Below are 24490 nucleotides of genomic sequence, written 5' to 3' on the forward strand. Positions count from 1 at the left end.
GTCTGCATCCTTGATACCGGCCTGCAGCTTGGTGCTGCCACCCTTCAGCGTCGATGCGCCGTCAGCGAGGTCACCTGCACCGGCGGAAACCTTATCCGCTCCGTCTTTGGCATCTCCTGCCCCGGCGTGCAGCTTGTCGGCGCCATCCTACGCGGCCTTGGCGCCCGCACTGAGATCCCGAGCTCCGCCGGCCACCTGTCCCGCTCCGTCGTTGGCTGCCTTGGCGCCGTCGCGGAGCTTGAAACCGCCGTCGTTCAGGGCCTTGGCGCCTCCCACAATCTGTCCGGCGCCGTTGCGAAGTGCCAGCCCGCCGTCGTTGAGCTTGACGGCACCGGCGTTCAGCGCGCCGGCTCCTTCAGCGGCAGTGAGTGCACCCTGGTTCAGTTCACCGGAGCCGTCAGCAAGCTGCTGTGCACCGTTGGAAGCACGTACCGCCCCGTCCTGCAGCTGGATCCCGCCGCTGGCGAGCTTGTCCGCGCCCGCGGTAGCCGTTCCGGCACCGTCGGCAATCTTGGACGCGCCCTCCGCTGCCGAGACAGCACCGGTCTGAAGCTTCACCGCGCCCTCATCAAGGGCAACGGCACCGTCCTTCAGCGAAGCAGCGCCGGTCTTGGCGCCGGCGATGCCCTTGGCCAGGGTCTTGGCGCCGTCGTCGACCTTTTTGGTTCCGGCCGCTACCTCCTCCGCGCCTTCCTGGGCCTTCGCCGCCCCGTCCCGAAGGGCCCCGGCGCCGGTGGAAGCCCGCACTGCACCGTCGCTGAGCTCGGTGGCGCCGGCGGCAACCTTGCTGGAGAACAAGACAAAAAAGGCCAGCAGCAGGATGAGGAACAACGCCAGCAGCGCGGTTAAGAGTTTATGCGGCCGGGAGCCGGCCCTTTCGGACAGAGAACTCGTCATTGAAATTCCTTTGTGTCATAAGCCGGTCCGATATTCGGACGGTAAGCAAGAGGGCGGGTGGGCTCTCGCATTTGGTGGTGCCGGACCGGAAGCGCCTGCGCTGTGACGACGCAATCCTCCGACACAAATGTGATGTCGGTTACATCTAACTTACTGTTCGGTAACAAAGCAAGGGATTCGGGTGAAAAAGTTACCGGCCGGTAGGTTGGCGCCGGCGGCAGATTACTTGGGCAGCAGTTCCGGCGTGTCCGCGTCCCGTCCGGCCGGCAATGGTGAATGCTGGCAGGCACTGCAGTAACTGCGCGTTTCGCCATTACAAGGGAGTTCTGGATGAGCTGGCTTGCCCGTGAAAACACCATTGCCCCGCCGGGATTTAACCGGTGGCTGATTCCGCCCGCGGCACTGGCTGTTCATTTGTGTATCGGTCAGGTGTACGCCACGAGCGTTTACAAAAACGCATTGGTGGAGCATTTTGACGCCAGCCTCACCCAGATCGGCATCATCTTTTCGGTCGCAATTGTGATGCTGGGCCTGTCCGCGGCAGTCATGGGTACATGGGTGGACCGCAACGGACCGCGTAAGGCAATGTTCGTGTCCGCGGTTTTCTGGTCCGGCGGTTTTCTGGTGGGAGCGCTGGGAATTTTCACGCATCAGCTGTGGCTGCTTTACCTCGGCTACGGTGTCATCGGCGGAATCGGCCTCGGCATCGGATACATTTCGCCCGTCTCCACGCTGATCAAGTGGTTCCCGGACCGCCCGGGCCTCGCCACGGGCATGGCGATTATGGGATTCGGCGGAGGCGCCCTGATTGCCAGCCCGCTGTCTTCCGCGCTGCTGACCTTCTACGACCCGAACTTCGGAACGCCCGGAGCCAACGCCGGTGACGCCGTCGGCAAACTCTTCCTCACCTTCGCTGTCATCTATCTCATCTATATGCTCTACGGGGCACTGACCATCCGGGTGCCGGCGGACGGATGGCGGCCCGAGGGATTCGACCCGCAGGCCGTGGCATCCAAGGCTTTGGTCACTACGGCTCATGTGTCCGCAGCAAACGCGATCAAGACCCGTCAGTTCTGGCTGGTCTGGATTGTCCTGTTCTGCAACGTCACCGCCGGAATCGGCATCCTCGAACAGGCCGCCCCCATGATCCAGGACTTCTTCCGCCAGCCCGACGGCGTCTCCCTGGTGAGTGCCGCCGTCGCGGGCGGTTTTGTGGGGCTGCTGTCAATCGGAAACATGGGCGGGCGTTTTGTCTGGTCGGCAACTTCGGATGCCATCGGGCGCAAGCGCATTTACATGGTGTATCTGGGCGTGGGAGCGGTGCTCTACCTGGTGCTCTCGCTCTTCGGCAACTCATCCACCATCCTGTACGTCCTGCTGGCCTTCGTGATCATCTCCTTCTACGGCGGCGGCTTCGCCACCGTTCCGGCATACCTCCGGGACCTGTTCGGGACGTTCCAGGTGGGCGCAATCCATGGCCGGCTGCTGACGGCATGGTCCGCGGCGGGCATCGCCGGCCCGCTGATCGTTAACTCATTCCTGGATGCCCGGGGGACGCCGGGAGAGCTGGACGCAGGCGCCTACCAGCCGGCACTGCTGACGATGGTTGGGCTGCTGGTCATTGGATTCATTGCCAACCTGATGGTTCGTCCGGTGGACGCCAGGCATCATGAGCCGGAGCGCCATCCTGAGACCACTGAATTGGAAGAGGATTACAAATGAGTAAGACAGGTATCCGCATTGCCGTGAGCTGGCTGCTGGTGGGGGTGCCGCTGGCTTACGGGGTTTTTCAGACGCTCTCCCGCGCCGCTGCCCTCTTTAACTGACCAACCCGTTTAACTGACCAACCCGCTCGCCAGCCGTCCAAGGCAGCAGGGGGTGTCCGGCAGCGGGGTGAAGATGTCACTATTTAGGATCCAATCATCCAGCCGCCCTGGCCTTTCCCAGCACTGGTTCCAGCGCGGAGCTTAGGAGCTTGCCATGAAGGCCCTTCAGTACCGCACCATTGGTTCCCCGCCCGAAGTAGTCGAGATTGAAACCCCGGAGCCCGGTCCGGGACAGGTCCGCATCAAGGTGACTGCGGCCGGTGTGTGCCACTCGGATGATTTCCTGATGAGCCTGCCGGAGGACCAGTACGTCTACGGCCGGCCGCAAACCCTGGGGCACGAGGGAGCCGGCCTGGTGGACAAGCTGGGCGCCGGCGTTGAGCATCTGGAGCTGGGCACCTCCGTTGCGGTCTACGGCCCGTGGGGCTGCGGGCGCTGCTACGAGTGCTCCAAGGGCAGCGAGAACTATTGCACCAATGCTGCGAAGTTTGGCATCATGCCTCCCGGCCTGGGGGCTCCGGGAGCCATGGCCGAATACATGATCGTGGATGACCCCCGGCATCTGGTGCCGCTGGGAGACCTGGACCCCGTGCAGAACGTATCTCTGACGGATGCGGGGCTGACGCCGTATCACGCGATCAAGGGTTCACTGCCTAAACTGCATGCCGGTGCCACCTGCGTGGTGATCGGAGTCGGCGGTTTGGGGCATGTGGCGGTGCAGCTGCTGAGGGCGATGACTCCGGCCACAGTGGTGGCGCTGGACATCAGCGAAGACAAACTGAATCTCGCCTCCGAGGTGGGAGCCCAGTACGCGTTCCCCTCGGAGCAGGGGACCGTGGCGCTGGTGCGGGACCTCACCCACGGGGAAGGCGCGAACGTGGTGTTCGACTTTGTAGCCAACCAGGCCACCATGGATTTGGGCCAGGCCATGGTGCGGGCACAGGGGGACCAGGTTTTGGTGGGAGTGGGCGCAGGAGCGCTCCCGGTGGGCCTCATGGCCGGGGCCTGGGAGGCTTCCATCCGTTCACCGTATTGGGGAAGCCGGCCGGAATTAATTGAGGTCCTGGACCTGGCGCGGTCCAGCGGCATCAACGTGCACACGGAGGTCTACTCGCTCGATGACGGCCCCAAGGCGTACGAGCGGCTGAAGAACAACCAAATCATCGGCCGCGCTGTCATCGTTCCGTAAAGCCCCGGGCCTGGGCCAGCAGCAGCGGAACGCCTGCCTCGAGCGACGGCGCAAACCGGGTGTCGCCGGGCCGCTCTCCCTTGAGCCACCTGGTGTAGATGGCTTCGCAGAAAATGGAAGCCTTCCACAGGGCCAGGGCCTGGTACCAGGGCAGTGCGTCCAGGGACAGATCAGTCTGCTCCTGGTAACGGGCAATAAGGTCCGCCCGCCGCAGGTATCCCGGATTCCGGGTGACGGGAGTCAGCTCCAGCGGGCTGGGCGGACTGCCGGGTTCCGAATAGGTGGCGGTGAGGTAGCCGAGGTCCGCCAAAGGATCGCCGATGGCCGCCATCTCCCAATCGAGGACGGCGGCGACCCGTGCCGGGGCTGAAGCCTGGAACATCAGGTTCCCGGGACGGTAGTCGCCGTGCAGCACTGATGCCTGCTGGCTGGCGGGCAGGTTGTCGGCCAGCCAGTTGCCGAGCAGGGACACATCGGGCAGCGACCGGGTGGTGTTGATCTCCCAGAGGGCGGAAAAGCGCTCCACCTGCCGGCGCAGATATCCGTCGGCCCGCCCGAAGGACGCCAGGTCGCCGGTGGTGACGTCCACCTGGTGCAGCTGCACCAGGGTGTCGACGACGGCGTTGCTGGTGGCCCGCCGCTGATCGGGGGAGTCCAGCGCGGGAGGAGTACTGCCGGTAATGACCAGTCCTTCCAGAAACGTCATCACGTAGAAGGGCACGCCCAGGACAGATTCGTCAGCGCAGACAGCGAGGACTGCGGGCACGGGAATGCCGCGGTCCTGCAGGAGCTGCTGGATGCGTGCTTCACGGATCATGTCATGGGTTGAGCGGGGCAGGGGCGGCCGCGGACCCCGGCGAAGCACGAAGACCTCGCCTCCGCGCTCCAGGCGGTACGTGACGTTGGACTGTCCGTCACCGATCTGTGCCCAGGACAAGTGACCGGAGCCGAGATTGTGCTCATCCAGGAACGCCGTGACGGCGTCCACGATCAGCAGCGGAGGTGAGGCCAGTGCTGCGGCATCCGCCGCGGTGGCGACTACTTCCCGGCCGTCGGGGACGGTTTGCAGGGAAACTGCTGCAACTGACATCAGGCCTCCGCACCGGTGAAGGACTGATCGGCATCGACGGTCGCCAGGAGCGGCGCGCCTGCTTCGACTTCGCGCCGCCGCCCTGCGGAGGCACGGCGGGCGATGGCCCACTTGTGCGTCTCATTGGAGCCGTCATAGATCCGGAAGGCCCGCACCTCGTTGAGGTAGGACGCCAGCGGCAGGCTGTTGGTGACGCCGTCGCCCCCGCACAGCTGCAGCGAGCGGTCGATCACCCGGTACACCGCTTCGGACGTGTGGGCCTTGGCCACCGAGGACAGGGCCGAACCGGCCTTGGCATCGGTTTCCAGCAGTGCGGCGGTTTTGGTGATGATCGCGTCGGACGTTTCCAGATCCATCACATTCAGGGCCAGCATGTCCTGGGCAATGCCGAGCTCATGCATGGCGGAGCCGAAGATCTCACGCGTGTTGGTCCGGTCCAGGGCAATGTCCATGGCCCGCCGCGCCAGCCCCAGCCACCGCATGCAGTGGGTCAGCCGGGCCGGGCCCAGACGCACCTGGGCGTAACGGAAGCCCTGCCCGGGGGAGCCCAAAACGGCAGTATCCGGAACGAAGACGTCCTCGAAATGTACGTGGGGATGTCCGCCGCCGATGGCCCGGTCCATGGTGGAGATCTGCTCGCCGATCCGCACGCCGGGGGTTTCCATGTCCACCAGCAGCATGGTGGCTCCGGCCGGAGCGGCCGCCGGGGAGGAGGAGCCCGCTCCGGCGCCGTCGACGGCGGCAGTGCGCACCATCGCGATGCAGAATGCCGCATTGTTGGCACCGCTGGTGAAGCGCTTGTGGCCGTTGATGACCCAGCCGCCGTCCACCTTTGCCGCAGAACTCATCAGCGCGGCGGGATCCGATCCTGCACCGGGATGGGGTTCGGTCATGCCGAAGCAGGAGCGGGCGGCGCCGGAAACCAGGGGCCGGAGGTACTGCTCCTTCTGTTCCGGTGTGCCGATCAGCTCGAGCATGTGCATGTTGCCTTCATCCGGTGCCTGACAGTTGAGCACCGTGGGGCCAATCAGCGAGTAACCGGCCTCCTGGAAGATGGGGGACCACGAGGCCAGCGGCACTCCCTGCCCGCCGTATTCCCGGGAGACGTGCGGGGCGAATACTCCGGCGTCCTTGGCTGCCGCCTGCAGCCGGGTCCGCTCGGATTCCGCCAGGCGCTCGCCGGGGGCAGGCTCGGCCGGTATGACTACGGAACGAATGAAGTCGCGGGTGCGCAGGCGAAGATCTTCGATCTCGGGGGACAGCAGGGGGGAAAGCGGAGTCATGGGGGGTGCTTCCTTTGGGTACTTAGGCGTTGCCGCCGGCAGCCAGGAGGCCGCCGTCGAGATTGAGGATCTGTCCGGTGATCCAGGCTGCGTCGTCGGAAGCCAGAAAGGCGGCCGCAGCGGCGACGTCGTCGGGGGTTCCCAGCCGGCCCAGCGGATAGGCAGCGGCAACTTGCTCTTCGCGTCCCTCGTAGAGCGCCCGGGCAAACTGAGTCTTGACCACTGCGGGCGCCAGGGCATTGACCCGGATAGCCGGACCGAGCTCCACTGCCAGGGACCGGGTGAGCTGCTCAATGGCAGCCTTGCTGATTCCGTAAAAGCTGATGCCGGGTGACGGCGTCTGGGCGCTTACCGAGGAGAGATTGATGACAGATCCGCCCCGCACGGCAAAATCCAGTTTCTCGTGGTGGTACGCGGCCTGCACCCAGCCGAGCGTGCCGTAGAGGTTGACCTCCATGATTTTGCGCGCAGCATCCGGCTCCAGGTCCATCAGCGGGCCGTAGACCGGATTGATGCCGGCATTGTTGACCAGGATGTCCAGCCGGCCGAAATTTGCCGCGACGGTGTCCAGCACCTCGGCGCGGTGTTCGGCGTCGTCGGATTTGCCGGCAAGAGCCAGGACAGAGTCTTCCGGGAACAATGCCGCTGCCTCCGCGAGCGGGCCGGGCTTGCGCGCGGTAATGCAGACACGGGCACCTTCCGCAACGAACCGCTGGGCAACTGCCAGGCCTATGCCCCTGCTGGCCCCTGTGACAACGGCCGTCTTACCTTCCAGCCGGCGGGCGGGGACGGTGTTTTCTGGCATGGAACTCCTCCGGGTGCTGCGGGGCGCCATACCGACCAACCGACCGGTATGGGGCGCGGATACGGCCAGTCTTTAGCAGCAGCTCCCGCGTGTCAAGGGTTCCAGCGCCGGCAGCCGGTGTGCCGGCAGCCGGTGTACCGGCGGCGCGCAGTCCGGGGAAGCGCAGCGTTCGGCAAACGCAGCGTTCAGCGGTACCGGCGATGGAGGTTCTCACCGGCCTCCGGCGGGTTGGCCCATTCGGAGATCCACGGCCCGGTGCCCTCGGACTGGTCCAGTACTCCGTTTTCCAGCCGGGTGTAGCGTCCCGCCAGGACGCCTTTGGCGAGCTGGCGGTCTTCGGCATCCGAATTGCGCCACAGGTCATCAAAGAGCGTGTCCGTCCGGACCCGCGACTGGGCACAGAAGGCCGCGGCCAGCTCATAGGCTTCTGCGCCCCCAGCGGGGTCCTTCAGCCGCATGGTTTCCGCCCGCATGCAGACTGCAGACACGGCAAAGAGCTCAGCGCCAATGTCCACGATCCGGCCCAGGAACACCTGGTGGTGCTCCAGCCCCGCCTGCCAGCGGGCCATCCCGTAAAACGTGGAACGGGCAAGACGCCGGGATGCGCGGTCAGCGTAGCGCAGGTGTGCGGCCAGGGGGCCAAACTCGGCGTAGGCCGTCGGCACGGAGCCCCGGCCGGCTGCAAGGGTGGGAAGCCAGCGGCCGTAGAACCGGCTGGCCTTCACGGCCGCCCGGGCCTTGCTGCCCAGCGGTGCGTCGGCTACGGCCAGATCACCCGCGGCCTTCAAATGGGCATCCACCGCTTCCCGGGCGATCAAAAGGTGCATGATTTCCGTGCTGCCCTCAAAAACCCGGTTAATCCGCAGGTCCCGCAGCTGCTGCTCGGCGGCCACCGCACGCTCGCCGCGTGCGGCCAGGGAAGCAGCCGTTTCGAATCCCCGCCCGCCGCGGACCTGCACCAGCTCGTCACCAATCCGGTAGGCCATCTCCGACGCCCACAGCTTGGCCAGTGCCGCCTCGATCCGGATGTCCTTGGTCCCGGCGTCGGCCATGGAAGCTGACAGTTCAAAGACGCTCTCCAAGGCAAAGGCGGTTCCGGCAATGAAAGCAACTTTCTTCGCCACTGCCTCGTGCCGGCCGATCGGCTGGCCCCACTGCTCACGTGTGCCGGTCCAGCCCCGGGCAATTTTCAACGACCATTTCCCGGCTCCGGCACACAGTGCGGGAATGGACAGGCGGCCGGTGTTGAGCGTGGTGAGGGCGATCTTCAGGCCCTGGCCTTCCCTGCCAAGCCGGTTGGCGGCAGGCACCCGCACTCCGCGCAGCCGCGTCACGCCGTTTTCAATGCCCCGAAGGCCCATGAAGTTGTTCCGGTTTTCCACGGTGATTCCCGGCGTATCCATTTCCACCACAAAGGCGCTGATACCGCCTTTTTCCGTTCCATGCGGCGGCACGGCTGCCATGACCACCACCAGCTCCGCTATAACCCCGTTGGTGGTCCACAGCTTCACCCCGTTCAGGACGTATTCACTGCCGTCTTCGGAGGGTACCGCGGTGGCACGCATCCGTGCGGGGTCGGAGCCGACGTCGGGTTCTGTCAGCAGGAAGGCGGAGATGGCTCCGGACGCGCAGCGGGGCAGATATTCTTCCTTCTGCGCCTCCGTCCCAAACACCTTGACCGGTTCCGGTACACCGATGGACAGGTGGGCGGACACCAGCGCGCCCAGGCTGGGATGCACGGATCCGAGCAGCATCAGGGCGCGTCCGTAGGCAAGAAGGGACAGTCCCAGTCCGGAATACCGGCGGGGAATCTTCATGCCAAAGACTCCCAAATCCGTCAGGCCCCGCAGGTAGTCGTCCGGGATGATGCCGGTAGTCTCGATCACCTGTCCGTCCAGCGTGGAACAAAAGGCGGCCAGCCGGTCAAGGAAATCGCGCTCCCGGATCGCTTCTTCCGGGTCGGGGAGCTGGGGACGGATGAGGTCCAGGTTATAGCTGCCCATGTAGATGCCCTTGGCGAAACTGGGGCGCCGGTCCTCGGCGATCCGCGATTCCTCCGCCAGCGCCCTGGCATCCCGGGCGGTCACCACTCGCTCCCTGACTGTTTTAACGCCGTCGGTCGAGGTGCTGCGGGCGTCCTGCAGGTCCTTCGTGCTCATGGCACTTCCCCTTTGCTCGGGCTGCTCCAGGCAGCCCCCGTTGGCCGTGCGGCTCAGCCTACGCGCGGTGGCCAGAAGCAGAAAGAGTGTTCGGAAGTATGCCCGTCCAACCGGTCTGGAAGCAAGAATCTTGACAAGACCCCCCTGTATGGGGATGGAATGGTAAGCACACTGATTATTTTCATGCTAACTGGAGACACGTACAGGGAACACGTACAGGGAAGCAGGCAAATGCAGAACGAGGGGGAATGGGAAGCCGTCCGGCTGCTCTCCACGGCAGCGCGTTTGGTGCGGCGGGAAGTGGACAACCGGTTGAGGGATGTGGGCCTGACACAGGAGCGGGTCACAGTCCTGAGGGTCTTGAAAACGGACGGGCCCATGAAGCGCGCCGAGCTGGCCCGGCGGCTTCGGGTGACTGCCCAAACGCTCGGAACGTCGCTGGTCACCATGGCCCGCCAGGGGCTGGTGCGTGAATTGCCTCCTGCCGCTGAGGGTGCCCCGCGCAGGGTGGTGGACATTTCCGACCTTGGCCGCCAAATGCTGGTGCGGGCCGATGACATTGAAGCGGCAGGATTCAGCGCCGATATCCGCCCCGAGCTTCGCAGCGAACTTATTACCCTGATCCGGGAACTGGAAGTCCACCGCGGCGCCGGCGCCTCCGCCCCGTTATAGGCCGCCGTCTCGCTGCAGGCTTGTGCGCGGTGCCGGCCGCGCCGGGTAACGTGATTGATGTACAAGGAAACGTCGTCACGGCCCCAGGCCGGAAGAGGGTTGAAAATGACTGCTGCCATTCGGGTTGCCGCCGCCGATGAGATCGAAGAAGGTACGGCGGTAAAGGTCGACGCCGAGGCTGCCGGAACAGCCGACGACATTGCGGTGTTCCACAGCGACAACGGCAACTTCTACGCACTCAATGACACCTGCACCCATGAGGAAGCGTCGCTGTCCGAGGGCTGGATCGAAGACAACGAAGTGGAGTGCCCCATTCATTCGGCACGCTTCTGCCTGCGCACCGGTGAGGCACTCTGCCTGCCCGCCCTGGTGAATGCAAAGGCCCATCGCGTGGAAGTGCGCGACGGCGAGGTCTACCTGTACCCGGGGGAAGCCCCGGCATAACAACCGGACGGACTCCCATTACGCAAGACTGACGTTGCGTAATTACCCTGAGGATAGGTTAGCCTTACTTTGTCCGGATTTTCCGGGCAGCGTCTCGTAAGAATCCACACCCTTAGTCAAGGAGCCCCCATGGCCCTGTCCCGGATGCGCCGCGCTGCGGCCGTTGCCGCCGTCGCCGTCTTGTCCCTTTCCGCCTGCTCGACCGGCTCTACCAGCGGATCGAGTGACAGCGGCAGCTCTGCAGAAGCGGCAGCCGATTCGTTTCCGGTCACCATTGAGCACGCCTTCGGTGAAACCACCATTGAATCCGCTCCCGAGCGTGTAGCCACGGTGGCCTGGGCCAATGCGGAGACCGCTCTGGCCCTGGATGTTGTTCCGGTGGGCATGCCCACCATCGTGTACGGCGGCAACGAGCAGGGAACCACCCCGTGGATCGATGAAGCGCTGGAAGAACTTGATGCGCCGATCGGGTCCGAAAACGCTCCGGTCCAGTACTCCGAAGCAGACGGTATTGCCTTTGACGATGTGGCAGCCACCAACCCTGATGTCATCCTTGCCGCGTACTCCGGGCTGACGCAGGAAGACTACGACAAGCTTTCCAAGATTGCTCCCGTGGTTGCTTACCCCGATGCTCCCTGGGGCACTTCCTGGCAGGATACCGCCACGATGATCGGTACCGCGCTGGGCGTCAGTGACAAGGCGGAGAAGCTGGTGGCTGACACTGAACAGTCCATCAAGGACGCCGGTGCTAAGTATCCGGAGCTTGCCGGCAAGTCCTTCATCTACGGCAACCTCGCCAAGGGAGCCTCCTCGGTCTACACCTCCCTGGACAACCGCCCCAAGTTCCTGACCGAGCTGGGCATGGTCCAGGCCCCCGTAGTGGATGAGAACGCTCCCGCAGATGCCTTCTACTTCCCGTGGGCCGATGAAGATGCGAACCAGCTGGATTCCGACATCTTCGTGACCTGGGTTGCTGACGACGCAGCCGCTGCCTCGCTCGCTGCGGATCCGCTGCTCGGCCAGATCCCCGCCGTAAAGAACGGCGCCCTGGTTGCCGATTCCGACGCCGAGCGCGTCTTCTCGGTCTCCGCGATCAACGTCCTGAGCGTGCCGTACGCCCTGGACAACGTGGTTCCGATGGTCGCAAAGGCGGCCGCTGCGGCCGACGCCGCCAAGTAGGTCCGCCGTTCGCCCCCTTGGGCGGGCGAGGCTGATTCGAGAGGGCATCCCTGAATTGAGGGATGCCCTCTTGCGTTGTTGAGGCATTGCCGATCTCACGGAAATCATCCGGCTGCCGATTGGACAGGACCCCCGGGGGAGCTGTCACGATCGAAAGTATGCAAGATGTTCTTACCGCTGTGTCCGGGTTCAAACCCCTGTTAGGTGTTCTCATAGCCGTGGCTGCGGCCCTGCTGCTGGCCCGGATGGTGAGGGAATCCACCGCAAGGATATTCCGGCGCGTTCCGAGGATCCGCGAGGTAACCGCGCTCGGACGCAACCCGCTGCGGCTGACGCTGTCCCTGATGGGCATCCGGATTGCCATGGGCATCACGATGCGCGGCTCCGAGTGGTTCCAATCGATTAACTACGGACTGACCCTGGCGCTTATTGCATCCCTTGCCTGGCTCGCCGTGGTGATCCTGCTCATCATTGAGGCGATGCTCCTCACCAAGTACAAGACGGACACCAAGGACAACCGCCGGATGCGCCGGCTCAAGACGCAGGTGATACTGGGCCGGCGGGTCGGGGTGGCCGTCATCATCACGGTTGCCGTGGCCTGCGTGCTGCTCACCATTCCGGAGGTCCGGGCCCTCGGTGCCGGTATCCTCGCCTCGGCCGGTTTGATCTCCATCGTTGCCGGTCTGGCGGTGCAGAGCACCCTGACCAATGTTTTTGCCGGCATGCAGCTGGCCTTCACCGACGCCATCCGCGTGGACGACGTTGTTGTCGTGGAAACCCAGTGGGGAACCATCGAGGAAATCACCATGACCTATGTGGTGGTGCACCTCTGGGATGACCGGCGGCTGATCCTGCCCTCCACCTACTTCACCACCACCCCGTTCGAGAACTGGACCCGCAAGCAGTCCGCCATCCTGGGCACCGTGGAACTGGACCTGGACTGGGGCGCCCCGGTGGGAGACCTGCGCGCCCACCTCAAGGAAACTCTGGCCGGCACCGAGCTCTGGGACGGCCGCACCGGCGTCCTGCAGATCACCGATGCGGTCAACAGCCTGGTGCGCGTGCGCATCCTCGTCAGTGCCGCGGACAGCGGCGCACTGTTCGACCTGCGCTGCCTGGTCCGCGAGGCGATGGTGACCTATCTGCAGGAATGGCACCCCGGAGCCCTGCCCCGGCAGCGCTGGGCCCAGGTCCAGGAAGACGGGCCGAAGGTCCACAGCGGCCCGCGGTCCATCCCCGGCGGCGGAGATCCGCAGGACACGAGCACGTCCCAGTTCTTCACCGGCTCCCTTGAAGCAGTGGACCGGCGCCACTCCTTCACCGGACCGGGACAGCAGGTTTTTGACGAGCGTGAGGAATCAACCTCAGAGGAGTAGCACGGGGTTCAAGGCTGCCGTTCAGCTTCCCGCCGTTGACAACCCGGGTGCCGTCTGGCTGGCTTGGGGCAGGCGACCCGCGGCCGGCGGGCACTGAAGAGGGGTGCAGCAATGGCTGATGAATTTGTGGTCCACGAACTCCAGGGCTCCACGGTATGGGCCAAGGACGGTGAGCGGCTGGGGCTTGTTGGCGAGGTGCACCTGGACCGCGCCACCGGTGCCCCCGAGTGGATTACGGTGGCGCTCGGGCTCTTTGAAACGCGTCAGCACTTTGTTCCGCTGGCCGGTGCCCGGCGCGATGACGAAGACATCTACGTGAACTACACCCGGCAGGCCGTGGACGACTCGCCGCAGGTGGACCCCGACAGCGCCCTCAGCCCGGAGGAAGAGACGCTGCTGGCCGACTATTACCGGAAGTTCTCACTTTAGGCCGCAGCAACCGGATCCATACAGGGAGGTCCTTTGGGAGTAAGCACACTTACCAATAGGATGAAGGCCAGTAGTCCAATGGATCCAGGAGGCCGTCATGGCACAGCAGGACAATCGGGAAGGGGCCCAAACGGCTCCCAGCCCGGACGACGCGAGTAAACCGGACAGCCCGGCAGAGGTCACCAAGCCCAGCTGGAAGTACATTGCACGGAAGACGCTCCGCGAGTTCAGCAAGGATCAGTGCACCGACCTCGCTGCGGCACTGACATATTACACGGTCCTGGCACTCTTCCCGGCACTGCTGGCACTGGTGTCGATTCTTGGACTGGTGGGGCAGGCTGAGAGCACCACCAACGCCATGCTGGATCTCCTTAAGGAATTCGCCCCCGGCAGCGCCGTGGAGGTCCTGGAAGGCCCGATCGAACAGCTGACTTCCTCGAGCAGCGCCGGACTCGCGCTGATCGTCGGTATTGTCGGCGCCCTTTGGTCCGCCTCCGGCTACGTCAAAGCCTTTGGCCGGTCCATGAACCGCATCTATGAGGTGGAGGAGGGTCGGCCGGCCTGGAAGCTGCTGCCGACCCAGCTCCTGGTTACCCTCATCCTCATCCTGCTGGTTGCCGCCCTGCTGATGATGCTGGTGCTCAGCGGTCCGGTTGCCGAGACACTGGGCAACTTCATCGGGCTCGGCTCCGAGGCCGTCACGGTCTGGAACATCGCCAAATGGCCCGTGATGCTGATCTTCGCCGTTTTGCTCGTGGCCATTCTGTACTACGCCACCCCCAACGTGAAGCAGCCCAAATTCCGCTGGATGAGCATGGGTGCTTTCATTGCACTGATCGTGCTGGGGATCGTCACGCTGGGCTTTAGCTTCTATGTGGCAAACTTCGGCAACTACAACGCCACGTACGGTGCCATTGGCGGCGTGATCGTGCTTCTGCTGTGGCTCTGGCTGGCTAACGTATCCCTGCTGTTCGGCGCCGAGTTTGACGCCGAGGTGGAGCGTGGACGCGAACTGCAGGCCGGGATCCAGGCCGAGGAGTCCGTCCAGCTGCCCCCGCGCGACACGCGCCAGATCGACAAGCGCCAGGAACAGATGGAAAAAGACATTGAGCAGGGCCGCGAGCTGCGCCAGCAGCACGCGGGCAAGGACTACGACGACGACCTGCGCTAGCTGACAGCACGGACGTCCTGCGGGTCAGGCGATTCAAAAGAGGCCGGCCCCGAGCACGAACGCTCGGGGCCGGCCTCTTTTGATGTGTCAGGGCTAGTGCTGCTTGGCCTTAACCACCCGGCGCACGAAGTACAGGATCACACCGACGGCGAGCAGGATTCCGGCCCGCAGCCACACCGCCCCGGACTGCTGGGCCAGCAGCAGGATGCAGGACGCAATGGCCAGATAGGGCAGTACCAGGGGAGTGCGGAAGTGCTGATGGTCCACCGCATCCCTGCGCAGGACAATCACAGAGATGTTGGTGCTCAGAAAGACAAAGAGCAGGAGCAGCACCACGGTTTCAGCCAGCGAGGCCAGCTCACCGGTCATCGTCAGGACCATGGCGACGGCCGTGGTGGCGCTGATGGCCACCCACGGCGTCTTGCGGTTCGGCAGGACCTTGGCGAAGACCCCGGGGAAGAGGCCCTGTTCCGCCATTCCGTAGGTCAGCCGGCTGGACATGATCATGGTGAGCAGGGCACCGTTTGCAACGGCCACCAGCGCAATCAGGCTGAACAGCCAGTCCGGTACGCCGTATCCGGTGGCGCTGACCACGTCCAGCAGCGGTCCGCTGGAATTGGCCAGGTCTTCAGTGGGCAGGGCGGAGGCAGCCGCCAGGCCGATCAGCACGTACACCACCCCGGCCGTCAGCATCGCACCGAAGAGTGCCCTCGGATAGATGCGGCTGACGTCGCGGACTTCTTCGGCAACGTTGGCGGACACTTCAAAGCCCACGAAGGAGTAGTACGCGATCACCGAGGCGCCCAGGACGGCCGTTGCCGGGTTGACGCCGTCGGGGAATTGCGTGATTTGCTCGGTGTAACCGTCTCCGCGGCCCACCATGAACGCCACCAGCACAATCACGAGGATCAGGCCGGAGAGCTCGATAACGGTCATCACCACATTGCTGCGCACGGACTCGGAGATTCCCCGTGCGTTGAGCAGGGCGATGAGGAGCAGAAAGACAATTGCCGCGGGCACCGGAGGCACGTCCAGGAACGGCGACAGATAGTCGCCGCTAAAGGCCAGGGACAGCCCGGCGGCGCTGGTGACACCGGCGGCCAGCATGCAGTACCCCACCAGGAAGGAGACGGCGGGGCGCTTGAAGGCGCGTTCAGCAAAAACCGCCGCTCCGCCGGCCTTGGGGTACTTGGTGACCAGTTCCGCGTAGGAGGAAGCAGTTAGCAGTGCCAGCAACAGGGCCACTGCAAGCGGCACCCACACGGCACCGCCGACTTCGCCGGATACCTCGCCCACCAGGGCGTAGATGCCTGCTCCCAGAACATCCCCCAGGATGAAGAGGTACAGCATGGGCCCGGTGATCCCCTGCTTGAGTTTGGAGCCGGATGCGGCCTGTGTGCTGTTGTTCATGGGAGCAACTTTAGGACAAAAGTAAGGTTGCTGACCATTTCCAAAATCTGTTGTACAAAAGAATCATGACTGTTGCTTCTGCGGCCCGCGCCGCCAGCCATGACGTGGTGATTATTGGCGGCGGAATCGCCGGCCTGACGGCGGCCACCGTGCTTGGACGCGCCCGCCGCCGGGTGGCGGTGATTGACGCCGGCTATCCCCGTAATTCTCCCGCCGGCCATGTTCACGGCTTTCCCTCCCGCGACGGCGTTGATCCGGAGCATCTGCTGGAGCTTTGCCGCTCCGACCTGGAACGGTATGACGTGGAGGTGCTGTCCGGGCGGGCCAAGCAGCTGGAGCCGGACCGGTCGGTGAAGCTGGCAGACGGAAGGGTGCTGCGGGGCCGGCACGTGGTCATTGCCACCGGGCTGAGGGATGTCCTGCCGGAAGTCTCCGGGGCGCGGGAGCGCTGGGGCAAGGACCTGCTGCAGTGCCCCTACTGCCACGGCTGGGAGGTGGCGGACCGTCCGCTGGTTGTCCTGGGTTCAAGTCCGTCCGCTGTGCAGCAGGCATTCCTTGTCCGCAGCTTTTCGTCGGAGGTGACGCTGATTGTCCAGGAGGGACTGGACCTGACCTCGGAGGATGCCCGGTCCCTGGCGGCCATGGGCGTGCAGATCGTGGAGGGTGCCGCGGTGAACCTGCTGGTGCATGACGATGCCCTGACGGGCGTGAAACTGGCAGACGGGCGGCAGCTGGACTGCCGGGCCGTGTTCTGTGAACCCGGCGCCTCAGTGGACCCGTTGCCGTGGTCCGTTCCCGGGTGCCGCCGTGATGCCGACGGCTGCCTGGAAACCGACGCCGCCGGACGGACCGGTGCCTACGGCGTCTGGGCCGTTGGCAACGTCACCGATCCGTCCAGCCAGGTGGTGGCTGCTGCCGGGGACGCTTACCGCCTTGCGGTGAGCCTGAATGCGGAGCTGCTGGAAGAGGACGTCCGGGCTGCGCTCAGCGCCGGGGAGCGAGAAGGGGCGAGCCTTTAACTCCCTCGCCCCGGGTCAGTCCGTCCAGAACAAACTTCAGCGATTCAATGGAGGTGCGGCGCGGATTCCAGCCCAAAACCTCCCGCGCCCGCGAGGTGTCCATGATCGGGGCGCCGGCCGCCATGTCGATCCAGCCCGGATCGGTGCGCTGCAGGTGCGCGGCCCAGGTCAGGCCGACGACGGCGCGCACCAGTTTTACCGGAATGTTCAGCAGGCGCCGCGCACCGAGGACCCCGGCGAGGATCTCCGGGGTAATCACCGGATCCGCGGCAATGTTGAAGGCGCCCTCGGCGCGCTGGTCCAGCACCCGCCAGTAGGCATCTGCCATGTCATCGGCGTGGACAATCTGGAAGGAAAACTCCTGCGGCAGGGGGATCAGCGGCAGGCTGAGCTTGTTCAGGATGAATTTGGGAACCAGCGGCCCCAGGAAGTAATTGCCGATTTCGTTTCCGGCGTCCGATGAGAAGATCAGGCCCGGGCGGAGGCGGGCCACGGGGATCTCGGGGTACTCACGCTCAAACGCGTCGAGCAGCGCTTCCTGTTCGCCCTTGTGCCGGCTGTAGTGCGAACTGGCGATACCCCGTGCAGGCCAGGACTCGTCGGTGAGCTTGTCCTTGGACGCAGGGGAGTAGGCCCCCACGGAGGAGGCGCAGACAAACTGGCGCACTCCGGCCGCAGCAGCTGCCGCCAGCGCGTTTTCGGTTCCGTGCACGTTGATGCGGTGCAGTTCCGCCTCGTCATGGTTGGGCTGGATGGCCCAGGCCAGATGGACGACGGCGTCGGCTCCCCTCAGCGCCTCTGTCAGCTTCTCCCGGCCCTCACCGGTGGCGATATCGATGCTGTGCCATTGGACGCCGTCGTACGGCGGGGCGCTGGTGTCTGGCACCCTGCGGGCAATACCCACAATTTCCAGGTCCCCTCCGCGTTCACCGCGGGCCTGTGCCAGCCGGCGCAGCAGGGCTGTGCCAACATTTCCGGTTGCTCCGATAACAGCTACTCGCATGTGGCTCAATTCCTCCGGCTTATGGTGATGGGACAGGGCTGGCGCTGACCACGACTCTACCGGTGGGGCGGCAGTACAGGGAATGCAGGACCGATTGGTGCCGTTAGGGTTGAGTACCAGAACGAAGTACGTACCAGAACGGGAAATCCCATGGCTGACAGCACTGCAACAGACCAGGACAACGGCTCGGAGTTCAGCACGCGCGGAGCGTATGTCACCGGCGGAACGGAATACACCCGGGACACCAACTACATCGAAACGCGGATCACGCGCGACGGGCGCGACGGTTATCCGGTGGAAGCCGGGCGGTACCGGCTGATCGCCGCCCGGGCCTGCCCCTGGGCCAACCGGACCATCATCGTGCGCCGGCTCCTCGGCCTGGAGGATGCCATCTCGCTGGGAACCCCCGGGCCCACCCACGATGCCCGCAGCTGGACCTTCGACCTGGATCCGGACGGCAGGGATCCCGTGCTGGGTATTGAGCGCCTGCAGGAAGCGTTTTTCCGGCGCACGCCCGGCTACAGCCGCGGGATCACCGTTCCGGCGATCGTGGACATTCCCAGCGGAGCCGTGGTGACCAACAATTTCCCGCAGATTACCGAGGACTTCTCCACCGAGTGGAAAGACTTCCACCGCGACGGCGCACCGAACCTGCTGCCGGCCGAGCACATGGAGGAGATGCGCGCCGTCAACAAGCGCGTCTTCACCGAGATCAACAACGGCGTTTACCGCTGCGGCTTCGCCGGATCCCAGGAAGCTTACAACGCCGCCTACGACCGCCTGTGGGCGGCCATGGACTGGCTGGAGGACAGGCTCTCCCGCCAGCGCTACCTCATTGGGGACACGATCACCGAGGCCGATGTCCGGCTCTTCACCACTTTGGTGCGGTTCGACGCGGTTTATCACGGCCACTTCAAGTGCAACCGGAACAAGCTCACGGAAATGCCGAACCTCTGGGGCTACGCCCGGGATCTTTTCCAGACGCCGGGCTTCGGGGACACCGTGGATTTTGAGCAGATCAAAGCCCACTATTACATCGTCCACGAGGACATCAACCCCACCGGGATCGTGCCCAAGGGCCCGGATCTGTCCGGCTGGCTGACCGAACATCACCGCGAGCAGCTCGGCGGCCGGCCGTTCGGCGACGGAACGCCTCCGGGGCCGGTCCGCGAGGGCGAAGAGGTCGCTCCGGGACACGGAGCACTCTGAGCCCGGCCCGTCCTGCGGCTATTACTTCGGCCGGACGCTAATAGGGCACAGAAATGTTTCTTAAGCGCCTCGACGGTAGGTTAGCCTTACTTAAGATCATTCCGTCTTAAGGAGGTGCCGCCGTGGGCGTGAACATCAGCTCCCCCGCTCCGGCACCGCAGGATTTTCGGTCCGGGGCATCGGCGCGGACCGTGCCGTCCCCTTCAGGGCCTGCCCGGAACGGCCGCCGGCTGGCCCTGCTGGCGGCCTTCATCGGCCTGCTGGCACTGGCTTGCCTGGCATCGGTGACCTTCGGAGCCCGCGCACTGCCCTTTGGAACCGTCATTGACGCCTTGACCGCCAACGACCCGGCGAACGGCGACCACGCGGTGGTCCTGTCACGGATTCCCCGTACCGTGCTCGGTCTGCTGGCCGGAGGAGCGCTGGGCCTCGCGGGTGCCGCCATGCAGGGCGTGGCACGAAATCCGCTGGCGGACCCGGGAATTCTTGGTGTCAATGCCGGAGCAGCGTTCTTTGTGGTCCTCGGCATCTACGGCTTCGGTGTTTCCACCTTCCTCGGATACGTCTGGTTCGCGCTGGCGGGGGCGGCACTGGCCGCCGTCCTGGTCTATACCGTGGCGAGCCTGGGCCGCGAGGGCGCCACTCCGGTGAAACTTGCCCTGGCCGGCGCCGCACTGTCCGCCGGACTCGGTTCGCTGATGAGCGCAGTGCTGGTCTCCAGCCAGCAGACACTGGACATCTTCCGGTTCTGGCAGGCGGGCAGCCTCTCCGGCCGGGGCTGGGACGTCATCACCGCCGTCGTTCCCTTCCTGGCCCTGGGCGCCGTCATTACGCTGTGTGCCGGCCGGGCACTGAACGGATTGTCCCTGGGGGATGACCTGGCCCGCGGACTGGGGCAGCGGGTGGGCCTCAGCCGCGCAGTCACTGCGCTGGGAGTGGTGCTGTTGTGCGGCGCCGCCACGGCTGCCGTCGGACCCATTGGTTTTGTCGGGCTGGTTATCCCGCACATGGTCCGCGCTTTGACCGGCCCGGACTACCGGTGGATCCTTCCTTTCTCCCTCGTCCTGGCACCGGTGCTGCTGCTGGTGGCGGACATCATTGGACGCCTGGTGCTGCCCCCCGGTGAAGTTCCCGTGGGGGTCATGACCGCAATCATCGGCGCCCCGGTCTTTATCTGGCTGGTCCGCAGCCGGAAGCAGGCCCAGCTGTGAGCGCGCTGCTGGAGCAGGCGGGAACACCGGCGGAATCCGGTGGCAGGCGTACGGATGCCGGCCCCGGAGCGGCCCTGGTCCGGGCAGCCCGCCGCAGGTCCCTTCGCCGCGGCCGGACCATAACCGCGGTCCTGGCCGCCGCCGTCGTCATCCTTTTTGCCGTGAGCATCCTGCTGGGAACCTACACCGTCACCATCCCGGATTTCTTCCGGATCCTTGGCGGGGAGAAGATTCCCGGCGCCACGTTCATCGTGATGGAGAGCAAACTCCCGCGGGCCGTCATCGGCCTCATGGTGGGCGCCGCGTTCGGGATTTCCGGCAGCATCTTCCAGACCATGCTGCGCAACCCGCTCGCCAGCCCGGACATTATCGGCATCAGCTACGGTGCCAGTGCCAGTGCAGTAACGGCCATCGTGGTTTTCGGTGCCGCCGGGAGCACGGTGTCACTGGCTGCCCTGTGCGGGGCGCTGGTGGTGGCACTGGCCATCTACCTGCTCTCCCGCCGGGGCGCTGCAGCCGGTTACCGGCTGATCCTGGTGGGCATCGGGTTCGCGGCCGTCATGCAGTCCATCGTGACCTTCCTGATGACGCGCACCGACGTCCGGACTGCGTCGCAGGCGCTGGTCTGGCTGAACGGTTCCCTGAATTCCAGCAGCTGGGAACGCGCTGTTCCCCTGGCTGCGGCACTGCTCGTCCTGCTCCCTGCCGCTGCCGTCCTGGCGCGGCAGCTGCGCGGACTTGAACTGGGTGATGACACAGCCGCAGGCCTTGGCGTGCGGGTGGAAGCGTCACGGCTGGGACTGCTGGCCGCCGGCGTGGCACTGGCCGCCGTGGCCACCGCCGCTGCCGGGCCGGTCTCCTTCATCGCGTTCCTCTCCGGGCCCATTGCGCGCCGGCTGCTGGGCGGGCGCAACTCCCTCGCCGTATCAGCCCTGGTGGGAGCGGTGATCGTTCTCGCGGCCGATTTTGCCGGAGCCAATTTGGTACCCGGAATATCACTGCCCGTGGGCGTAGTGACCGGTGCCCTCGGCGCCCCGTTCCTGCTGTGGCTCCTGGTCACCGCCAACCGTGTAGGCCGAGGAGGCTGAGATGGGCGAAAAACCCAACGACAACACCCTGAGTGCCCGGGACCTGGTGCTTTCCTACGGCGAGCGCGTGGTGGTGGACGGCTTGTCCGTCACTCTGCCCGCCGGCCGGATCACGATCATCGTCGGGGCCAATGCCTGCGGAAAATCCACTCTGCTGCGCGGCATGTCACGCCTGCTCAAGCCGGCAGGCGGCGTCGTACTGCTGGGGGACCGCGACATCCATGCCCGGCCCGCCCGGGAGGTGGCCCGCACGCTTGGCCTGCTGCCCCAGACGCCCACCGCACCGGACGGCATCACCGTGGCGGACCTGGTTGGGCGGGGCCGCTATCCGCATCAGGGGTGGTTCCGCCAGTGGACGCCCGACGACGACGCCGCCGTCGCCGCCGCGCTGGAAGCAACCGGGACCCTGGACCTGGCTGAACGGAACGTGGACGAGCTTTCCGGCGGCCAGCGCCAGCGGGTGTGGATTGCCATGGCCCTGGCCCAGGAGACAGAGATACTGCTGCTGGATGAGCCCACCACCTTCTTGGACGTCACTCACCAGATTGAGGTGCTGGATCTGGTCACCGACCTCAACAGCCGGGCGGGCACCACCGTGGCAATCGTCCTGCATGACCTGAATCTTGCTGCCCGGTACGCCGATCACCTGATCGCCATGAAGTCCGGTGCCATTGCTGCCCAGGGTGCGCCGGCGGACATCCTGACCGAGGACCTGGTCCGCGACGTGTTTGGCCTTGAGTCCCGGGTCATTGAGGACCCGGTCTCCGGAACCCCCATGGTGGTGCCGCTCGGCCGCCACCATGCGCGTCCGCGCACGGAGACCGAACCGCCAAAACCCGTGGGCTATCTGCCCAACCCGCAGGACGCCCGCCCCGAACCCGAATCAGAAACCCGCCTGGAGGCCGCATCGTGACACAGGTCAATACCCGCACCGGAGCAACTGCGGTACCCCGCAAGGCCCGCCGTGCCTCAAGTGCGGGAGCCGTGATGTGCTTCGATGTGGAAGTACGCCGGATCCAGCGGCTCAGCGACAACTTCCAGCGCATCACCTTTGCGGGGCCCTGCCTGGCCGAATTCGGTGTGCAGGGCCTGACCCATGACCTGCGCATCAAAGTAGTGGTGCCCTCCGTCGGCGCCGACGGCCGGCAGATCCCTGTACCGGAGTTCGACTGCAGCGACACCTCCTGGTACCGGAACTGGCTGCAGCTGGATGCCTCCGTCAGGGGTTCCATGCGGACCTACACAGTCAGGTCCGCCCGCTGCTCCGGCGCGGACCCCGAAATCGACGTGGACTTTGTCCTGCATTTCGATGAGCAGGGACGGGGCGGTCCCGCCTCCAGCTGGGCCGCCGACGCGAAACCCGGGGACCGGGTCAGCATTATCGGCCCCAACGTTGCCCACTGCGTCACCGCCGAGTCTTACGGCGGCATTGAATGGCGGCCGGGCATGGCCCGCCACATTCTGCTCGCCGGGGATGAAACCGCAGTTCCCGCCATCACCGCAATCCTGGAATCCCTGCCCGCCGATATCACCGGACACGCGCTTTTGGAGGTTCCCTCCGGGTCCGACGAACAGCCGGTATCCACGGAATCCTCCGTGCAGGTGACCTGGCTGCCCCGCGGCGCGCGGCCGCACGGTGAACTGCTCGAGGCCGCGGTCCGCAGCGCCGTCGCCCTGCCGGGCTGGGCTTCCGTGGCCGGAGCGCCGGTGCCGCCCCGGCCGCAGATTGAAGACGTCAATGTGGACGAAACCATCCTCTGGGAGACCCCGCAGCGGCTGACTCCTACGGCAGTGCAGGGAACGCCGAACCCGCATACCCCGTCCGGCGCGCTGCCGTTCTATGCCTGGATTGCCGGTGAAGCCGCAGTGGTTCGCGGGCTGCGCCGCTACCTGGTCACCGAAGCCGGAATCGACAGGAAACAGGTTGCCTTTATGGGGTATTGGCGCAGCGGGCGCGCCGAGTCGTAATGCCTCAAGCCTGCCGCTGCCGAAAAGCTTCGCTGTGACGCGGATCTGAGAGGGTCCGGTAGTTCCTCACATTTTGTGTAAGTGGCCCATGCCCGGCCGGTAAAGTTAAAACCGCTGGGAGCAGGGCTCCCGCCTCAAAGAGATTCTGTCTTTCACTGCCCCTTTGCCGACAACTGCTCAGAGGTGATGGATTACGAAATACTCATTGCAGACCCCCCACTTCCTGTCCGAGCTCCGGGAACGCGTGTCGGATCTGGCAACGCAGCTGAATCCGCGCCGGATGCCCGATCCGGTCCGCCGAACCTGCGCCCTGAGCGCGGGCGCAGTGCTCGCACTGGGTTCGGTGGTTATGGGGACCGCTGAAGCATCCCGGAATGCATTGGCCCTGGACCGCACAGCAGCAGTGTCGGATCTGGCTCCGGCACAGCCAGCCCCTGAAGAGAATGCCCAGCCTGCTCCGCCCCCAGCGGAAGCTCCCGCCCCGGAAGCTCCCGCCGCGGCAGCTCCCGCCCCGGAGGAAGCTCCGGCTGCGGAGCCGGCTCCGGAACCTGCGGCTGAACCGGCTGCGGAACCTGCAGAGGAAGCCGCCTCCGTCCCGCTGGATTCCCTGCGCGTGACGTCGCCGTTTGGCTGGCGGGAGAACCCGCTGCTGGGCAACGGTGCCCTGGAATGGCACACCGGAATCGATTTCGGCGCGCCCATGGGTACCCCGGTGAAGTCCACCGCCCCGGGAACCGTGGTTTACGCGGAGTACCACCAGTACGGCGGCCTGCGCATTGTGGTGGACCACGGAGACGGCGTTCAGACCACCTACAACCACCTCAACGAAATTTGGGTCGAGGTGGGCCAGGAAGTGGGCTTCAACGAAGTGATTGGCTCTGTAGGCAGCACCGGGAACTCCACCGGTCCGCACCTGCACTTTGAAGTGCTGCTGAATGAGGAATACCAGGATCCCGCGGTCTGGCTGGGACTCTAGGCGGAATATTCCTGTAGCGGCATATTCCAGAACTGCATACCCGCGGCACGGAGCCGGCCCCGCATGCGGGGCCGGCTCCGGCGTTT

22 protein-coding genes and 1 pseudogene are annotated in these 24490 nt (G+C 65.2%); 15 read left to right on the plus strand and 8 right to left on the minus strand.

Features of this window, described 5'->3' with window-relative positions:
• Nucleotides 1–27 precede the first annotated feature (27 nt).
• Both ACIQXM_RS09600 and ACIQXM_RS09605 read right to left on the minus strand, forming a co-directional pair.
• A pseudogene (locus ACIQXM_RS09600) lies at nt 28–132 on the minus strand (hypothetical protein); the annotation flags it as partial.
• Nucleotides 133–147: 15 nt separating this feature from the next.
• Nucleotides 148–897, minus strand: a complete 750-nt coding sequence (locus ACIQXM_RS09605; RefSeq protein ID WP_400930806.1) for a hypothetical protein — start codon at nt 895–897, stop codon at nt 148–150.
• Between the two features lie 330 nt (nt 898–1227).
• Here ACIQXM_RS09605 and ACIQXM_RS09610 point away from each other — a divergent pair, with 330 nt between their 5' ends.
• Both ACIQXM_RS09610 and ACIQXM_RS09615 read left to right on the plus strand, forming a co-directional pair.
• Nucleotides 1228–2619, plus strand: coding sequence for an OFA family MFS transporter (locus ACIQXM_RS09610; protein ID WP_400930808.1), 1392 nt, complete (start codon nt 1228–1230; stop codon nt 2617–2619).
• 258 nt (nt 2620–2877) lie between these two features.
• A complete protein-coding gene (locus ACIQXM_RS09615; protein WP_400930810.1) occupies nt 2878–3912 on the plus strand; it encodes an NAD(P)-dependent alcohol dehydrogenase in 1035 nt (344 codons plus the stop codon).
• On the opposite strand, the gene ACIQXM_RS09620 is transcribed toward ACIQXM_RS09615, so the two are convergent.
• The 4 genes from ACIQXM_RS09620 to ACIQXM_RS09635 form a co-directional block, all read right to left on the minus strand.
• Nucleotides 3899–5002, minus strand: a complete 1104-nt coding sequence (locus tag ACIQXM_RS09620; RefSeq protein WP_400930812.1) for a phosphotransferase family protein — start codon at nt 5000–5002, stop codon at nt 3899–3901. The genes ACIQXM_RS09615 and ACIQXM_RS09620 overlap by 14 nt on opposite strands.
• Entirely contained in the window at nt 5002–6285 is a 1284-nt protein-coding gene (locus tag ACIQXM_RS09625; RefSeq protein WP_400930814.1) for an acyl-CoA dehydrogenase family protein, read from the minus strand. The genes ACIQXM_RS09620 and ACIQXM_RS09625 overlap by 1 nt, the downstream gene beginning before the upstream one ends.
• Before the next feature lie 22 nt (nt 6286–6307).
• Nucleotides 6308–7090, minus strand: a complete 783-nt coding sequence (locus tag ACIQXM_RS09630; RefSeq protein WP_400930816.1) for an SDR family oxidoreductase — start codon at nt 7088–7090, stop codon at nt 6308–6310.
• A gap of 185 nt (nt 7091–7275) precedes the next feature.
• Nucleotides 7276–9249, minus strand: coding sequence for an acyl-CoA dehydrogenase family protein (locus ACIQXM_RS09635; RefSeq protein ID WP_400930818.1), 1974 nt, complete (start codon nt 9247–9249; stop codon nt 7276–7278).
• A gap of 231 nt (nt 9250–9480) precedes the next feature.
• Between ACIQXM_RS09635 and ACIQXM_RS09640 the strand changes: the two genes are divergently transcribed.
• The 6 genes from ACIQXM_RS09640 (at nt 9481) to ACIQXM_RS09665 (ending at nt 14520) form a co-directional block, all read left to right on the plus strand.
• A complete protein-coding gene (locus ACIQXM_RS09640; protein ID WP_400930820.1) occupies nt 9481–9921 on the plus strand; it encodes a MarR family winged helix-turn-helix transcriptional regulator in 441 nt (146 codons plus the stop codon).
• Between the two features lie 105 nt (nt 9922–10026).
• Complete coding sequence (locus ACIQXM_RS09645; protein ID WP_400930822.1) at nt 10027–10365, plus strand: bifunctional 3-phenylpropionate/cinnamic acid dioxygenase ferredoxin subunit; 339 nt, start codon at nt 10027–10029, stop codon at nt 10363–10365.
• A 129-nt stretch (nt 10366–10494) separates the two neighbouring features.
• Entirely contained in the window at nt 10495–11544 is a 1050-nt protein-coding gene (locus tag ACIQXM_RS09650; protein WP_400930824.1) for an ABC transporter substrate-binding protein, read from the plus strand.
• A gap of 218 nt (nt 11545–11762) precedes the next feature.
• Nucleotides 11763–12920, plus strand: a complete 1158-nt coding sequence (locus ACIQXM_RS09655; RefSeq protein WP_400930826.1) for a mechanosensitive ion channel family protein — start codon at nt 11763–11765, stop codon at nt 12918–12920.
• A gap of 111 nt (nt 12921–13031) precedes the next feature.
• Nucleotides 13032–13349, plus strand: a complete 318-nt coding sequence (locus tag ACIQXM_RS09660; protein ID WP_400930828.1) for a PRC-barrel domain-containing protein — start codon at nt 13032–13034, stop codon at nt 13347–13349.
• Nucleotides 13350–13446: 97 nt separating this feature from the next.
• Nucleotides 13447–14520, plus strand: a complete 1074-nt coding sequence (locus ACIQXM_RS09665; protein WP_400930830.1) for a YihY/virulence factor BrkB family protein — start codon at nt 13447–13449, stop codon at nt 14518–14520.
• A gap of 93 nt (nt 14521–14613) precedes the next feature.
• Here ACIQXM_RS09665 and ACIQXM_RS09670 read toward each other — a convergent pair whose 3' ends face one another.
• Nucleotides 14614–15930, minus strand: a complete 1317-nt coding sequence (locus ACIQXM_RS09670; protein ID WP_400930832.1) for an APC family permease — start codon at nt 15928–15930, stop codon at nt 14614–14616.
• 65 nt (nt 15931–15995) lie between these two features.
• On the opposite strand from ACIQXM_RS09670, the gene ACIQXM_RS09675 reads away from it, so the two are divergent.
• Complete coding sequence (locus ACIQXM_RS09675; protein ID WP_400930834.1) at nt 15996–16949, plus strand: NAD(P)/FAD-dependent oxidoreductase; 954 nt, start codon at nt 15996–15998, stop codon at nt 16947–16949.
• Here ACIQXM_RS09675 and ACIQXM_RS09680 read toward each other — a convergent pair.
• Entirely contained in the window at nt 16915–17952 is a 1038-nt protein-coding gene (locus ACIQXM_RS09680; protein ID WP_400930836.1) for an NAD-dependent epimerase/dehydratase family protein, read from the minus strand. The two genes, ACIQXM_RS09675 and ACIQXM_RS09680, sit on opposite strands and share 35 nt — an antisense overlap.
• Nucleotides 17953–18102: 150 nt before the next feature.
• Between ACIQXM_RS09680 and ACIQXM_RS09685 the strand changes: the two genes are divergently transcribed.
• From ACIQXM_RS09685 to ACIQXM_RS09710, 6 genes are all read left to right on the plus strand, one after another.
• Nucleotides 18103–19161 (plus strand): glutathione S-transferase family protein, encoded by a 1059-nt coding sequence (locus ACIQXM_RS09685; protein ID WP_400930838.1) that lies wholly within the window; start codon nt 18103–18105, stop codon nt 19159–19161.
• A 122-nt stretch (nt 19162–19283) separates the two neighbouring features.
• Entirely contained in the window at nt 19284–20372 is a 1089-nt protein-coding gene (locus ACIQXM_RS09690) for a FecCD family ABC transporter permease (RefSeq protein ID WP_400930840.1), read from the plus strand.
• 74 nt (nt 20373–20446) lie between these two features.
• A complete protein-coding gene (locus ACIQXM_RS09695; RefSeq protein ID WP_400930942.1) occupies nt 20447–21460 on the plus strand; it encodes a FecCD family ABC transporter permease in 1014 nt (337 codons plus the stop codon).
• Between the two features lies 1 nt (nt 21461).
• Entirely contained in the window at nt 21462–22373 is a 912-nt protein-coding gene (locus ACIQXM_RS09700) for an ABC transporter ATP-binding protein (protein ID WP_400930842.1), read from the plus strand.
• Between the two features lie 74 nt (nt 22374–22447).
• The gene (locus tag ACIQXM_RS09705) at nt 22448–23428 is read left to right on the plus strand and encodes a siderophore-interacting protein (protein WP_400930944.1); all 981 of its coding nucleotides are present in this window, start codon (nt 22448–22450) and stop codon (nt 23426–23428) included.
• Between the two features lie 205 nt (nt 23429–23633).
• On the plus strand, nt 23634–24404 hold the full coding sequence (locus tag ACIQXM_RS09710; RefSeq protein ID WP_400930844.1) for a M23 family metallopeptidase: 771 nt from the start codon (nt 23634–23636) through the stop codon (nt 24402–24404).
• The last annotated feature ends 86 nt before the right edge of the window (nt 24405–24490 follow it).

It is taken from the genome of Arthrobacter sp. NPDC097144 (assembly GCF_044762205.1).
In the GTDB taxonomy this organism is placed as follows: domain Bacteria; phylum Actinomycetota; class Actinomycetes; order Actinomycetales; family Micrococcaceae; genus Arthrobacter_B.

Coding starts and splice junctions, on each gene's coding strand:
- ACIQXM_RS09605 (WP_400930806.1), bottom strand. CDS start 897: ATGACGAGTTCTCTGTCCGAAAGGGCCGGCTCCCGGCCGCATAAACTC.
- ACIQXM_RS09610 (WP_400930808.1), top strand. CDS start 1,228: ATGAGCTGGCTTGCCCGTGAAAACACCATTGCCCCGCCGGGATTTAAC.
- ACIQXM_RS09615 (WP_400930810.1), top strand. CDS start 2,878: ATGAAGGCCCTTCAGTACCGCACCATTGGTTCCCCGCCCGAAGTAGTC.
- ACIQXM_RS09620 (WP_400930812.1), bottom strand. CDS start 5,002: ATGTCAGTTGCAGCAGTTTCCCTGCAAACCGTCCCCGACGGCCGGGAA.
- ACIQXM_RS09625 (WP_400930814.1), bottom strand. CDS start 6,285: ATGACTCCGCTTTCCCCCCTGCTGTCCCCCGAGATCGAAGATCTTCGC.
- ACIQXM_RS09630 (WP_400930816.1), bottom strand. CDS start 7,090: ATGCCAGAAAACACCGTCCCCGCCCGCCGGCTGGAAGGTAAGACGGCC.
- ACIQXM_RS09635 (WP_400930818.1), bottom strand. CDS start 9,249: ATGAGCACGAAGGACCTGCAGGACGCCCGCAGCACCTCGACCGACGGC.
- ACIQXM_RS09640 (WP_400930820.1), top strand. CDS start 9,481: ATGCAGAACGAGGGGGAATGGGAAGCCGTCCGGCTGCTCTCCACGGCA.
- ACIQXM_RS09645 (WP_400930822.1), top strand. CDS start 10,027: ATGACTGCTGCCATTCGGGTTGCCGCCGCCGATGAGATCGAAGAAGGT.
- ACIQXM_RS09650 (WP_400930824.1), top strand. CDS start 10,495: ATGGCCCTGTCCCGGATGCGCCGCGCTGCGGCCGTTGCCGCCGTCGCC.
- ACIQXM_RS09660 (WP_400930828.1), top strand. CDS start 13,032: ATGGCTGATGAATTTGTGGTCCACGAACTCCAGGGCTCCACGGTATGG.
- ACIQXM_RS09665 (WP_400930830.1), top strand. CDS start 13,447: ATGGCACAGCAGGACAATCGGGAAGGGGCCCAAACGGCTCCCAGCCCG.
- ACIQXM_RS09670 (WP_400930832.1), bottom strand. CDS start 15,930: ATGAACAACAGCACACAGGCCGCATCCGGCTCCAAACTCAAGCAGGGG.
- ACIQXM_RS09675 (WP_400930834.1), top strand. CDS start 15,996: ATGACTGTTGCTTCTGCGGCCCGCGCCGCCAGCCATGACGTGGTGATT.
- ACIQXM_RS09680 (WP_400930836.1), bottom strand. CDS start 17,952: ATGCGAGTAGCTGTTATCGGAGCAACCGGAAATGTTGGCACAGCCCTG.
- ACIQXM_RS09685 (WP_400930838.1), top strand. CDS start 18,103: ATGGCTGACAGCACTGCAACAGACCAGGACAACGGCTCGGAGTTCAGC.
- ACIQXM_RS09700 (WP_400930842.1), top strand. CDS start 21,462: ATGGGCGAAAAACCCAACGACAACACCCTGAGTGCCCGGGACCTGGTG.
- ACIQXM_RS09705 (WP_400930944.1), top strand. CDS start 22,448: ATGTGCTTCGATGTGGAAGTACGCCGGATCCAGCGGCTCAGCGACAAC.